This is a genomic window from Polaromonas sp. AER18D-145 (assembly GCF_002379095.1).
Taxonomy (GTDB): Bacteria; Pseudomonadota; Gammaproteobacteria; order Burkholderiales; family Burkholderiaceae_C; genus Polaromonas.
Genome location: NZ_NBZV01000050.1, coordinates 20,588 through 33,189, shown reverse-complemented (window position 1 = coordinate 33,189; position 12,602 = coordinate 20,588). Strand labels below are relative to the sequence as shown.

At 64.1% G+C, this 12,602-nt stretch carries 11 protein-coding genes and 1 pseudogene; 3 read left to right on the top strand and 9 right to left on the bottom strand.

Features of this window, described 5'->3' with window-relative positions; genetic code table 11:
- Positions 1–24 precede the first annotated feature (24 nt).
- From B7G52_RS19625 to B7G52_RS19615, 3 genes are read left to right on the top strand one after another with little or no spacing between them, the layout of a single operon-like run.
- Entirely contained in the window at positions 25–1,254 is a 1,230-nt protein-coding gene (locus tag B7G52_RS19625) for an ABC transporter substrate-binding protein (RefSeq protein WP_096699261.1), read from the top strand.
- Positions 1,248–2,108, top strand: coding sequence for an ABC transporter ATP-binding protein (locus tag B7G52_RS19620; RefSeq protein WP_096699259.1), 861 nt, complete (start codon positions 1,248–1,250; stop codon positions 2,106–2,108). Before B7G52_RS19625 ends, B7G52_RS19620 begins: the two co-directional genes overlap by 7 nt.
- A gap of 47 nt (positions 2,109–2,155) precedes the next feature.
- Positions 2,156–3,256: a CaiB/BaiF CoA-transferase family protein gene (locus B7G52_RS19615; protein ID WP_096699257.1), complete on the top strand. Its 1,101-nt coding sequence runs from the start codon at positions 2,156–2,158 to the stop codon at positions 3,254–3,256.
- A gap of 86 nt (positions 3,257–3,342) precedes the next feature.
- Here the strand turns inward: B7G52_RS19615 and B7G52_RS19610 are convergent.
- From B7G52_RS19610 to B7G52_RS19570, 9 genes and pseudogenes are all read right to left on the bottom strand, one after another.
- Positions 3,343–3,631 (bottom strand): annotated as a pseudogene (locus B7G52_RS19610) (transposase); the annotation flags it as partial.
- A gap of 450 nt (positions 3,632–4,081) precedes the next feature.
- Positions 4,082–4,621, bottom strand: a complete 540-nt coding sequence (locus B7G52_RS19605; protein ID WP_170954815.1) for a MarR family winged helix-turn-helix transcriptional regulator — start codon at positions 4,619–4,621, stop codon at positions 4,082–4,084.
- Positions 4,618–5,814 (bottom strand): Gfo/Idh/MocA family protein, encoded by a 1,197-nt coding sequence (locus B7G52_RS19600; RefSeq protein ID WP_096699255.1) that lies wholly within the window; start codon positions 5,812–5,814, stop codon positions 4,618–4,620. The genes B7G52_RS19605 and B7G52_RS19600 overlap by 4 nt, the downstream gene beginning before the upstream one ends.
- Positions 5,811–6,773, bottom strand: coding sequence for a PDR/VanB family oxidoreductase (locus tag B7G52_RS19595; RefSeq protein ID WP_096699253.1), 963 nt, complete (start codon positions 6,771–6,773; stop codon positions 5,811–5,813). The genes B7G52_RS19600 and B7G52_RS19595 overlap by 4 nt, the downstream gene beginning before the upstream one ends.
- Positions 6,774–6,780: 7 nt before the next feature.
- Positions 6,781–7,770 carry a 4,5-dihydroxyphthalate decarboxylase gene (locus B7G52_RS19590; RefSeq protein ID WP_096699251.1) on the bottom strand — a complete coding sequence of 330 codons (990 nt, stop codon included), beginning with the start codon at positions 7,768–7,770 and terminating at the stop codon, positions 6,781–6,783.
- An 11-nt stretch (positions 7,771–7,781) separates the two neighbouring features.
- Positions 7,782–9,095, bottom strand: a complete 1,314-nt coding sequence (locus B7G52_RS19585) for a Rieske 2Fe-2S domain-containing protein (protein ID WP_096699249.1) — start codon at positions 9,093–9,095, stop codon at positions 7,782–7,784.
- A gap of 73 nt (positions 9,096–9,168) precedes the next feature.
- A complete protein-coding gene (locus B7G52_RS19580; protein WP_096699267.1) occupies positions 9,169–10,656 on the bottom strand; it encodes an aldehyde dehydrogenase family protein in 1,488 nt (495 codons plus the stop codon).
- A 5-nt stretch (positions 10,657–10,661) separates the two neighbouring features.
- Positions 10,662–11,273, bottom strand: coding sequence for a MarR family winged helix-turn-helix transcriptional regulator (locus B7G52_RS19575; protein WP_096699247.1), 612 nt, complete (start codon positions 11,271–11,273; stop codon positions 10,662–10,664).
- 14 nt (positions 11,274–11,287) lie between these two features.
- Positions 11,288–12,595 (bottom strand): Rieske 2Fe-2S domain-containing protein, encoded by a 1,308-nt coding sequence (locus tag B7G52_RS19570; protein ID WP_096699245.1) that lies wholly within the window; start codon positions 12,593–12,595, stop codon positions 11,288–11,290.
- Positions 12,596–12,602: the final 7 nt, after the last annotated feature.

Below are 12,602 nucleotides of genomic sequence, written 5' to 3'. Positions count from 1 at the left end.
CACCACCACCACCTGGAGACAAGCATGCAACGCAATACCTTTCTCAAACTCACGGCCGCCCTGGCCACCGGCCTGCTGCTGAACGCGCCCGCCCACGCGCAAACGACGACGATCAACGTGGCCGCCTTTGCCGACTTCGCCGGCCCCTACGCCAACGTCATGCCCCAGATGCAGGGCGGGCGACTCGCCGTGATCGAGTGGTGGAACAAGGAAGTCGGCAGCAAGCTCAACGTGCAGATCGTCGTCAAAACCTTCGACACGCGCTACGACGTGGCGCAAACCGCCAGCCTGTGGCCCGGCATCAAGGCCGAAGTCAAACCCGCGCTCCTGCTCGGCCTCGGCGGCCCAGATGCCGCCGCACTGCAACAGCGCCTGCCGGAAGACAAGATCCCCATGCTCATGGGCACCGCCACCTACGGCTTCGGCTGGAAACCCAACCAATGGGCCCTGAACCTGCGCCCCACCTACGCCCATGAGGCGGCCGGATTCCTGGAATGGTTCCGCACCACAAAACTCCAGGGCAAGCGCCCGGTCAAGGTGGCGATCATCACCTCCGAAGCCACACCCGCCTACGCCGACATGGCCAAGGGCCTGCAAAGCTACACCAAGGCCAACCCCGACAAGGCCACCTTCGTCGAGGCGATCTGGACCGAAGTGCAGCCAACCGACCTGACCCTGGCGGTACGCCGCCTGGTCAACGCCGGCACCGACGTGATCGTGATCCAGACCAACACCGCCCAGGCCGTGGCCACCAAACGGGCCTTGCAGGCGCTGGGCAAGAACGTCCCGATCATGCTCTCGCTGCACAACGGGGTGGTGGGATCATCCAAGGCACTTGGCGACCCGAACGGCTTTGCCGGTGATTTCGAGGTGGGTGCTATCGCCGATGCCAGCGAAGACGACTCGACCGCACGCAAGTTCTACAGCATGTTGCAGGAAAAGCATGGCCTGAAATCGGGCTGGAATGCAATGACCATCATGGGCCTGGGCCAAAGCATCGTGGCCGTGCGCGCGATTGAGGCCACCATCAAGGCCAAGGGCCCCGGCAAAGTCACCGGCGAAGCCGTGCGCGAGACCTTGATGAACAGCCAGTTCACCAGCAACGACCTGATGGGCATACTGCCAGGCGTGGACTTCAGCAACGACGCCCCCTTCCCCACCGGCACCGCCAAGGTCAACATCGCGACCATGAAGGACGGCAAGGTGGTTCGGGCGGCGGGCGATGTGACCGTGCCAACGGTGCCTAAATGGTGAATTCAGCCCTTGCTGCAGCACCGGATCAACGTACCGCGCCCCATGCGGCCGTCAATCCGGCGGTGCTGACGCTGTCCAACGTCGAGGTGCTGTATGCCGAGGTGATCCTGGCGCTTAAGGGCGTGTCGATGCAGGTCCCCGAAGGCGGATGCGTGGCGCTGCTGGGCGCCAACGGCGCAGGCAAGAGCACCACGCTCAAGGCCATCTCCGGCGTCATTGACTCGGAAGACGGCCGCGTCTCGGGAGGAGCGATCACCTTCGACGGCCGGCCAATTCAGGGGCACGACCCGGCAACCGTGGTGCGCAGCGGTCTGGTCCATGTGATGGAAGGCCGACGCGTGCTGCAGCACATGACGGTCGAGCAAAACCTCATCATCGGCGGCCACATGTTTGCGTCAGCGCAGGCGATGCGCCGGGCGATGGACAGCGTGTACGAAGCGATTCCGCGCCTGGCCGAACTGCGAAAACGCACTGCCGGCTATCTGTCGGGCGGCGAGCAACAGATGCTGGTGATCGGGCGCGCGATCATGGCCGAGCCGAAACTCATGCTGATCGACGAGCCGTCACTCGGACTGGCGCCGCGCATGATCGAGGAAGTCTTCGCCGTGCTGCACCACTTGCGTGAGCAGGGACTGTCGCTGCTAATCGTCGAGCAGAACACGCGCGTAGCCCTGGAGATCGCCGACTATGGCTATGTCATGGAGAGCGGCCGCATCGTGCTGGAGGGGCAGGCCCAGGAACTACGTGACAACGAGGATGTGCGCGAGTTCTATCTCGGCCTGGACCGCGAGGGGGTGCGCAAGAGCTTTCGCGAGGTCAAGCACTACAAGCGGCGCAAGCGCTGGCTGGGGTAACAGACGGCTGGCTTGTGGTTTTAATTCGGTTTCAGGAGTAACGACAAATGAGTGGTCCCTTGCAAGGGTTGAAAGTAATCGAGTTCGGCGGCATCGGCCCCGGACCGTTCTGCGCGATGATGCTGTCCGACATGGGCGCCAACGTGATCCGCCTGGATCGCAAGGCCGACAAGGGCAAAGACCGCGGGGATGGTGCCTTCCTGGCCAGTGGCCGGCGCAGCGTGCTGCACCGCGGTCGGCGTTCGATGGCGGTCGACCTGAAGTCGCCCGAGGACGTGCAGCGAGTCCTGGCACTGGTCGACGGGGCCGACGCGATCATCGAGGGTTTCCGCCCGGGCGTGATGGAGCGGCTGGGTTTGGGCCCGGACGTGCTGCTGGCACGCCACCCACGACTCGTCTACGGGCGCATGACCGGCTGGGGCCAGGACGGCCCGCTCGCGCAGGCCGCCGGGCATGACATCAACTACATCGCGCTGTCGGGCGCGCTTAGCCTGATCGGCCGCTCGGAAGGCGGACCGGTAGCGCCGCCTGCGATGGTCGGCGACCTGGGTGGCGGCGGAATGATGCTCGCCTTCGGCATCGTTTGCGCTTTGCTCGAAGCGCGCACCTCGGGCCGCGGCCAGGTGGTCGATGCCGCCATCACCGACGGGGCGGCCCTGCTGACCTCCATCGTCTGCGACCTCAAAGCGCTGGGAATGTGGAAGAACGAGCGGCAGGCCAACCTGCTGGACGGTGGCTCGCATTTCTACGACACCTACGAGTGCGCGGACGGCAAGTGGATCTCGATTGCATCGCTGGAGCCGCAGTTCTATACGCTTTTGCTGAAAAAACTCGGCATCACCGATCCCGAGTTTCAACGGCAACGCGATCCGGCGGCCTGGCCGGCGCTCAAACGCCAGATCACCGACATCTTCCGCGGCGAGCCGAGCGCGCACTGGTGTGCGTTGCTGGAGGGGACCGACGTGTGCTTTGCGCCGGTGTTAACGCTAGAAGAGGCGGCACGTCACCCGCACAACAGTGCGCGCGGCACATTCTTTGAGCGAGACGGCGTGCTTCAACCTTCACCCGCGCCGAGGTTCAGCCGGACGGTGACAGATCGCCCAGGTCCCGCACCGTTTATTGGCGAGCACGACGACGAACTCTTGTAGCCGATGAATGACGGGGGGACTTAGGAAACGCGGATTTGTTCGCTGAGTTTGCCAACTATTGAAGGATCTCAAACGTTACCGATGTGCACCGCCTTGACGTGGCGGGCGTTGACCACACACGCCACTATGCCAACCGACTCCAGCGCCGCATACGGACTCTTCCAATAAATGCCGGTGCTCGCCATAACCACGATATCCGGGCCAATTGAGCGCGCCCACTCGGCCAGCGCCTTGCGGTCTCGCTTGAAGCCGCCAAACTCACGCCGCTCATAGGTAACGCTGCCGTCAGGCTGCTCGGTGATGGCGCAGCCCGTGATTGCGCTTGGATAGCACGTCCAGCCCTATGACGCGCTTGTAGATGGGAACAATGTCCATCGCTTTCCTCCAGTTGATGTGTAAACTTCAAAACTGGAGGTGTTGCGGTGCCCCACCGAAATTGCTTGTCTGAGCTCGCGCTCAGCAGCCCTGTTTAACGTGCGATCTCATCGGCAAAACCGATGGAGTCAATTCGGGGTACGAGTCGGTGAAGGCGCGCCAAGTTAGCTATCGGGATGCAAGCTCCCAAAGAATTTTCTCGGCATCTACCTCAGCACCTCCACCCCTGAGTTTCTTTCATCATCCGGGGCGTCGGCCTGGATTCATGAAAGTTAGCCCGGACACGCGCGGTGGCGCTTCGGGAGGCTTGAACCAAGTTACCAGTCAGGTCGGTCGGACCCAGATCCTCGCTGAGTGCGTCGCGCACATTGCGCGCAATCGCCTGGGATAGGGTTTCCGCTTCATCAGGCCCTATGAAACGCTGGGCAAAGAACTCTTCTTCCAGTCCTCTCACAGATCATTCTCCCCGGCCTCAGCCTGTTCACCCATTGGAAGCATCTCGTCACGCGACAGGTTTTCGATCGCATTGAGCAGGCATCTTCGCGTGGCGGCGACGTCGGACGCAGGCACGCCCCGCAAGGCAATCGCGTTGACCTCCTCGGCCAACGGCACCAGAACGTCTTTGAGCTTGCGACCCAGTGGCGTCAAGAAGACATAGATGTTTTTGCGGTTCTCCGCCCTGCGCTCTAGCGTGACATAGCCCAGCGACTCCATAGCTCTCAATGCGACGAATGTAGTGGGTTCCATGAGACCGGCTTCCATGCTCAGCTCGCGCTTGGTCAGGCCGTCGCGCTGCCACAGGATGCGAAGAAAAGTCCAGTGCCCCAGCTGCACGTTGTGCCGCGCCAGCCTCACCTGCAGGGCACGCAGGAAGCAGCGCGTCGCGTCCTTTACCAAGTGTGCCATCCGGTCGTTCGGAACGGCTTCATGCCACTGTCGCAGGACGCGGTCGGTTATCTCGCCTTCAGGCCGTTCCCTTTTTGCACTCATGATGGATATTCTTGCATAGGACCCTGGAGCAGCACATCTGCCTGCGAAGTACTGGATTGCAGCAATGCCAGACACGCGGCGAGCGTACCTCGCGCCCAAGTTCCGTCATGCTGCGGTGTCAAACCCTGCCGCAAGGCGCCGTGCAGCTCGTCAATGACTTCAGCCCGCGGCACGGCAGGAGGCGGCAGGGCTATCTTTCGCCGCTCGCCGTCCGAATGGATCCATACACCGTCGGGTACCGGCCGCAGGTCCGCGCGCTCGCAGCTGACGATGACCGGGCCGAAATGCTGGTACGCCCGCGCCGGCACGGCGGCCCGCTCGTCACTGTACTGGGGACCGCCGTAGGTCGTGGATGCCTTCAGCGCCGCCTCGTCCGCCGCCGTGCCGACCTGCGCCAGCCGCTGCCTAGCCTGCGGGTGCCGCTCGGGGGATTTCTCGCCACCCATCTCCGAGGTCCAGCCGCACCACTCGTCAGAATCGAAATGCGCATAGCCGCTGTAGATCACTGATGCGAAGCAGCCATTGGCAAACCACAGCATGGCGACATAGGCTCCTTCAGTGGGGCGCGCCTCGTCCCAGCGGCCCGCTGCGGCCCGCACGCGCGTGACCGGGCTGCCGGCCAGCAGGCGGACGATGTCGAGTTGGTGCGCCGCCTGGCTGAACACAACGCCGCCGCCTTCCTGCGTTTGCAACTCCTCAGGCCGACGCGGCCGGTAGAGAAAGTCCGTGTAGTTCAGCGCATGGATCATGCGAACCGCGCCGTACTCTCCGCTGCCCACCAGATCTCCGGCCAGGATGTAGGGCGCGTCGAAGCTGTGGCAGTGGCCCACGATCAGGTGCACATTCGCGCGCTCGCAGGCGGCGATCATCGCGTCGCATTGGGCCAGCGTCAGCGCCATCGGCTTTTCCAGCAACACGTGCTTGCCATGCCGCGCCGCCAGCTCCACGTGCTGTGCGTGGAACTGGTGCGGACTGGCCACGTACACGACTTCGACCTGGGGGTCGCTGCACAGCGCTTCGACCTCGCGATGCGTGGCGGCCCCGAAATCGGAAACCAGCTGGCGCAGTGGCTCTTCACGCGTGTCGAAACCCGCCACGATCTTCACGCGCGGGTCGCGAAAGAAGGTCGGCACCATCAGGCTGAACGCGCGGCCCAGCCCGATGACCCCGATCCGGATGGGCGCGGCGTTCACAGGTCCAGCGTCAGTTCGCCGCTAACCGCACGCGAGACGCACACCATGATCTGCGAGGACAGCTCCTCGGGCATCAGCACCATGTCGCGGTGATCCGCGTGGCCGGCCAGCAAACTCGTGCGGCAGGTGCCGCAGGTGCCACTTTCGCACGAGGCTGCAACCTGCACACCCGCGCCGCGGGCGGCCTCTAGGATCGACTGGCCCACCGCCACCTGGAGCGTCTTGCCCGACCGCGCGAGATGAACGGTGAAGGGATGGTCATTCTTGCGCGCGACCGACCCGTCGGTGAAGCTTTCGAAATGGACCTTGCCCGCGTTCCAGTGCCCGCTCATGTCCCTGACCGCATCCATCAGCGGGCGCGGCCCGCAGCAATAGACATGCTGCTCGGCCTGCGGCTTTTCGAGCCAGGGCCACAGGTCAAGGGCGCGTGCGGGATCGCCTTCGTCATGGTGGATCCGGACCTGGCTGCCCGTTCCCAGTTCCTTGAGTTCATCGACGAACGGGGTCGTGGCCGCCGAGCGGGCGAGGTAGACCAGTTGCCATTGGGCATCCAGCCCCTGCAACGAACGGATCATGGAGAGAATGGGCGTGATGCCGATGCCCCCCGCGATGAACAGGTAGCGGCGGGTGCCCCGCGACATCCGGAACGCATTCTCAGGTTCCCAGACCGCCAGCATGTCGCCCTCGGCCGCGTCGTCCACCATGCTGACCGAGCCGCCCCGCCCGGAGGCGTCGCGCTTGACCGCGATCACATAGCGATCGCGCTCGTCCGGATGGTTGCACAGCGAGTATTTGCGCACCGTACCGGCGGGCGTGCGCACCCGGATGTGCGCCCCGGACGTGAAGGCGGGCAGCAACTGCCCGGCAGGCGGGACCAGTTCGAAACTGCGGATGCCGTCCGCGACCGCGGCGGCGCGCGCGATGCGCAGCATCAATGCGGGTTCAGTGTTGTAGTTCATGGCGCAATCAGATGCTGTAACTCTCGTAGGAGGCCGGGTGAAAAACCTCGGTCAGCGGCACATGCCGCGACGACAGGCCCTGGGAGTAGTGGTAGCGCAAGAATGTTTCCAGCGTAGGCTGGTTTTGCGCGACACCATAGGACCAGTAGTCATCGCCCATCAGCGCGCGCGCGGCCTGCAACTGCTCCTCCACGAAAGGCAATGTCACCTTGGTGGCCGACGTGTCGCCAAGCAGTTCGAGCGCCGCGGCCTTCGACTGCGTGAACGCCTTCATCACCGCGCCGGGCAACCACGGGTGCTGCTGCGCCAGCGCATTGCGAATGCCCACCACATGCATGATGGGAAACACGCGTTTGCGGCGGTAGAAGTCCTTAGCCACGGCGGTGGGGTCTTCGAAAAGCCAGCCCACGGCCGGATTGCGCAGCGCCTGCGCGCCCGGCGGACGCGGCGCGATGAACGCGTCGATGTCCCCTTCGTCGAGCAACTGCGTGATGGTCTTTCCTTCAGGCGCGCTTTCCAGGCGCACGTCCGCGGGAAGTTCGAGCCGGATCTTCTCCGGCCGTCCCGGCGTGTCGATGCCACCGCGCACCCAGGTCACGTCGGACGGCTTGATCCCGTATTCGTCCTCCAGCAGCGCCCGCGCCCAGACAATGGCAGTGAGCTGGTATTCGGGCACGCCGACGCGGCATCCCCTGAGGTCTTGCGGTGTTTTGATTCGGTCGCGGCGCACATAGATAGAGGTATGGCGGAAAGCGCGGGACAGGAAAACAGGCACCGCGATGTAGGGCGATTCGCCCCGCGAGTGTTTGACCAGGTAACTGGAGAAGGACAGCTCGGCGATGTCGAAGTCCTGACTGCGCATGGCCCGAAAGAACATCTCTTCCGGATTCAGTAGCATGTAAACGGGATCGACACCGTCGATCTGCACCCTACCGTCATAGAGGGCTCGCGTGCGGTCATAGTCCCCCATCGCGACGGAAAGTTGAAGCTTGGCCATCGGGATCTCCTTCAGGCCTTGATCTGGTAGCCGGCGTCGCCCACGGCCTGCTGCTCGTGCCACACATGCTGGGCGTCGTAGGTGCGCCAGTCGATGGTCTTTGGCACGACCGCCTGGAAGGCGCACACCTGCGGCGAGATAGCCTCGGCCCCGGTGCCGATCACCGGGCCGCCATCCTGAAACACGCGCACGGCGTCCAGCATCTGCTTGCGGAACTCGACCACCGCGACGTCGCTTGCCCCCAGGCGATCGCGCGTGCGGTCGGCTATCGGGCCCATCGTGACCCACATGGCGACGTCCTGATTCGGGAAACCGGTGATCCCCGTGAAGTTGCCTGCCTTCATGGCCTGGCGGTCCTGCCAGAACATGTTCTCGCGCGTGCGCAAGGGCTTGTACAGGGAATCCAGGTCCACGCCCACCTGCTGGCGCAGGAACTTGCGCCAGGTGTCGGTTTCGGGCGTTTGTGCCGGGTGGCCCCACGCGATGAAATAAAAGGCCGTGGAGGTGTCGTCCCGGGGGACGTTGATGTTCGCCACGTTGTACAGGTTGTTCGGCGGAATCAGCGCAGTCGCCGGCGCCACGAACACGGTCGTGCGAATGTACTCGTGCGTGGCCGAGTTTGTGATTGGACGGCGCAATGCCGCGTACCGGAAACCGTAGCCGGTGCGCTGCACCTGCATGCGCGGCGCCTTGTCGGTGGAAGGCCGCAGCCAGGTCTTGTCCGTTGCCCTGGCGCCATCGACGCGGGCGGGCACCATGTCGGAGGAGTGCAGGCTGGAACTGTGGGCCGAGTCGATTGCTCCCTCGAGCACCTGCGCCCAGTTACAAGGCAGGACCGCCTTAGCAATGCTGACGCGAGCTTCTTCGGTCGGCGCCCAGGCCGGCGGGCGGAACTCGGGCACCGATTCGGGCGGCCCAAACCAAGCCCATACGAAGCCTGCCCATTCGTGCACCGGGTAGGCCTTGTGCTTGACCCGGTCTGCCATGCCGCTGGCACACGGCTCCGACGCCATCTCCAGCACATTGCCCTGCACGTCCATCTTCCAGCCGTGATAAAGGCAGCGCAGGCCACCCTCTTCGTTGCGGCCGAGAACCAGGGATGCGCGCCGGTGAGGGCAGAACTCCTCCATCACACCGACACGGCCTTCGCTGTCGCGGAATACGACAAGGTCTTCCCCGAAGACGCGCGCCTGCACGGGCGGGCCATCGGGCTCGGAGACTTCCTCGCGCAGGCACACCGGTGTCCAGTGCCGCCGCATCAGCTGGCCCATGGGCGCGTCGCCTTCGACGCGGCACAGCAAATCGTTTTCTTGCGTCGTGAGCATGTTTGGATCCTTCTGTATTTGGTTAGATATCTAAGTTCAATGAGCCGTCGCGGCCCGGCAATGCGATGACTGCTCAGGGCGTCAGCGTTATATTGATGTTCTTGACCTGGGTGTAGTGCAACAGCTCTTCCAACGATTCCTCGCGGCCAATGCCAGACAGCTTGTAGCCGCCGAACGGCACGCCGATGAAATGCCGGCTGGCGTTGTTCACCCAGACGTATCCGGCCTGCACTTGCGCCGAGGCGTAGTGCGCATTGGCGAGATTGCCGGTCCAGATGGAACAGGTCAAGCCGTATTCGACCGCATTGACCTGTGCCAGCATGTCTTGCGTATCGCCCCACTTGAGGATTGACAGGATGGGCCCGAAGACCTCCTCCTGAGCAATGCGCATGTCCTGCGTGACTCCGTCAAAGACGGTCGGCTCCACGAAAAAGCCGTTGGTCAGCGCGGGGTCGTCCGAACGCTTGCCGCCGTGCAGCAAGCGCGCGCCGTCCGCGTGCGCAATGTCGATGTAGCGCAGCACCTTGTCGAACTGGTCCTTGGAGACTAACGAACCCATGGTGGTCGACATCTCGGTGGGAATGCCCGGCCGGAAGTGGCGCACCTGCGCCAGCACGCCTTCAACGACGCGGTCGTACACGGACTCGTGCACGAACAATCGCGACGTCGAGCCGCAGGACTGCCCACACCAGCCGAAGTTCATGCCGCCCACGGCGCCGCGAATCGCAGCGTCGATATTGGCGTCGGGGAAGATGATGCAGGCGTTTTTTCCACCCAGTTCCAGGGAAATCTTCTTCAACTGGTCGGCGGCGGTGCGCGCGATCGCGCGTCCCGTGGCGACGCTTCCGATCAGGGCCACATGCTGCACCAACGGATGCTCCACGAGCGCCTGCCCTGCGGCCGCACCGCCTGTGACGATATTCAGCACGCCCGGCGGAAGGATACCCTCGATCAGCTCCATCAACCGGTAAGTCGACAGCGGCGCCTGCTGAGGAGCCTTCATCACCGCCGAGTTGCCCGCCGCGATTACCGGCGCCAGCTTGCCCGCGACGAACATCAAGGGATGGTTGTAGGCGACGATACGCGCGCAGACCCCCAAGGGCTCGCGCACTGTTAGGTTGACCACGCCATCGCCCATGGGCATGGTTTCGCCCTTGATCTCGGTGACTAGCCCGGCGAAGTACTCCACCTGGGCAGCAGCGGCGAGCGCGTCGCCTGCCATTTCCTTGACCGGATTGCCGCAGTTGGCGGCATCGATCAGGGCCAGCTCGCCCGCGTTGTCGCGCAGCACTTGGGCGATGCGCCGCAGCAGCGCCGCACGCTCCAGCGGCTTGACCTGGCGCCAGGCCTCGAAACCTGCCTGCGCCTTCTCAACGACAGCCTGCACGTCGGATGCATCGGCTTCCGCGCACGGGCCGAGCGATTCGCCGGTGGCCGGGTTCCAAGTATCGCGGTAGCCGCCATGAGGCTCCATCCACTGCCCACCTGCATAGAGCTGGCGGTGGCGCGGCAACACGGACGCAACGGCCGGCGCAATCTTGCTGGAGAGGGTTGTTTCCATGGTGCTCAATTCACTTTCTTGCTGCTCGCAGCGGCCGCGCGCGCGCGAATCTGCGAGCTGCGCACCAGCGTGGGACGGGGACGCAACATGCTCACCGCGCCAGAAGAAGACTTGTTGGTGGCCGGTTCGGCGCTGGGTGCGACAACGTCCACGCAGGTGCTGGCCAGTTGCTCGTGTACCGATGCGAGTCCCGACATCATGGCCTGCCGCTGCGCTTCCGACATCGCGGCGTGCATGGACTGGTTGACATCGCTCGCGACGTTCAGAAGTTCCTTTTTCAGACCCTGCGCCCGTGCAGTGAGGTTGACGAACATGCGCCGCCTGTCAGCGGGGTCGCGCTCCCTCGCGACTAAGCCCAGCCTCTCCAGCGTACGAAGCGTCATCATCAGCGCGGGCTCTGCCAAGCCCAGGGTCGCACTGAGTTCACGCTGCGATACCCCGTCCTGCTGCCACAGCGCGCGCAGCACGAACCAGCAGCCGCCCGGAATGCCGTAGGGCGCCAGCCGGGCGTAGAGGACGCGCTTGACATAGCGAGCGGTGTCGCAGATGAGAAACCCCAGGCTGTCGCCGAGTTGCGGCAACGGGCCGCTTTCCGCCAAAGGCGTGAGGCTTGCCATCTTCGGTCGTGCGGTCACTGCGGGCTCCGTACCTGGCCGTACATCACGCGACGGTAGTACTCGTAGAAGCCGCGGATCGGGCCTTCGGTCACCATGTTGCCGTCGTCCGGGGCCGCGCCCTCGCGTCCACCCAGCTCCACCACGGCGATGTGCGAGGGGTTGGGGCGAATGCCTGCGCCGGAATATTCCAGAACCTCGGTGTCGTCGATCGACACGAAGCCCGATGGCCCCGTGAGGTTGGCCTGGCGCAGCCTGCGCAACGTCGTCTCCTCGCTGTCGTCCTCGTAGCCGAAATACGTCCACTGCAACTCGAACTCGTCGGGACCACGGGGAATGACATAACGCATCTGCAGGCTGTTGCCCTGCTGCTGGAGCACCAGATCCGGGAACACCGTCTGGATCTGGATCGTGATGTCGTCATCGAACTCCTTGGAGGCCGAGATCAGGTTCATGTCGTTGAGCTTGAGGTCCTTGCGGTACGACTTCATGTCTTCGGTGCCGCTGGTCTGGCCTGCCGGGTTGCGGATCGACGCGAACACGTTGTGGGCCAGCGTGCGCTCATCGGTCACGGTGATGCCCTTCTGGTCAATGCGGTACAGGCCGAAGCTGATCAGGAACACGTGCAGCAGCGACGCGTGATACGGGTCCTTGATGTTCTCCATGTACAGCTTCCAGTTGCCCTTGATCCGCTGGCGCTGATGGCCCAGGACCTTGGTCTTGCGGCCGTTGAAGATGCGTGTGAAGTATTCGTAGTTGCCTTCACCCAGGTACTCGCGCAGGGCGGGAGCCTCGTGGTCGAAGGTGGCGAAGATGCAGCCGTTGATGCTCTCGACCTTCAGGGTGCGCAGCCCGTGCTGCTTCGTGTCGAAGTCGGCCGGAAATCCGCCCTTGCCCTTGACGCCGCGCTTGAACGGCACACCCATCAGGTTGCCCTTGAGGTCGTACGTCCACTGGTGGTAGGGGCACATGATCTCCTTTTGCGTGCCATAGGCCGCCTGGCAGACCTCGACCCCGCGGTGCGCGCAGCTGTTCAGGAGCACGCTGAGCTCGCCGCCTTCGGCGCGGGTCACGATCACCGTGCGCTCGCCGATGGTGGCGCGCTTGAAGTCACCCGGGTTGGGAATCTCGCTTTCCAGGCCGACCATGTGCCAGTGCGGCCCGTAGAACACGAGTTCCAGCTCGCGCCGGTAGTTGTCCTGGTCGGTGTATACCCAGAGCGGGACGCGCGAGCTGTCCTCGCGCGGCCAGATCTTGATCGGGCGCAGTTCGGTAGCGGCCTCGGCTGCGGCGCCGGCGTCGACGTGGGGGCATGCTTGGTTCATGTTTTCA

Coding starts and splice junctions, on each gene's coding strand:
- B7G52_RS19625 (WP_096699261.1), top strand. CDS start 25: ATGCAACGCAATACCTTTCTCAAACTCACGGCCGCCCTGGCCACCGGC.
- B7G52_RS19620 (WP_096699259.1), top strand. CDS start 1,248: ATGGTGAATTCAGCCCTTGCTGCAGCACCGGATCAACGTACCGCGCCC.
- B7G52_RS19615 (WP_096699257.1), top strand. CDS start 2,156: ATGAGTGGTCCCTTGCAAGGGTTGAAAGTAATCGAGTTCGGCGGCATC.
- B7G52_RS19605 (WP_170954815.1), bottom strand. CDS start 4,621: ATGAGTGCAAAAAGGGAACGGCCTGAAGGCGAGATAACCGACCGCGTC.
- B7G52_RS19595 (WP_096699253.1), bottom strand. CDS start 6,773: ATGAACTACAACACTGAACCCGCATTGATGCTGCGCATCGCGCGCGCC.
- B7G52_RS19590 (WP_096699251.1), bottom strand. CDS start 7,770: ATGGCCAAGCTTCAACTTTCCGTCGCGATGGGGGACTATGACCGCACG.
- B7G52_RS19585 (WP_096699249.1), bottom strand. CDS start 9,095: ATGCTCACGACGCAAGAAAACGATTTGCTGTGCCGCGTCGAAGGCGAC.
- B7G52_RS19580 (WP_096699267.1), bottom strand. CDS start 10,656: ATGGAAACAACCCTCTCCAGCAAGATTGCGCCGGCCGTTGCGTCCGTG.
- B7G52_RS19575 (WP_096699247.1), bottom strand. CDS start 11,273: ATGGCAAGCCTCACGCCTTTGGCGGAAAGCGGCCCGTTGCCGCAACTC.
- B7G52_RS19570 (WP_096699245.1), bottom strand. CDS start 12,595: ATGAACCAAGCATGCCCCCACGTCGACGCCGGCGCCGCAGCCGAGGCC.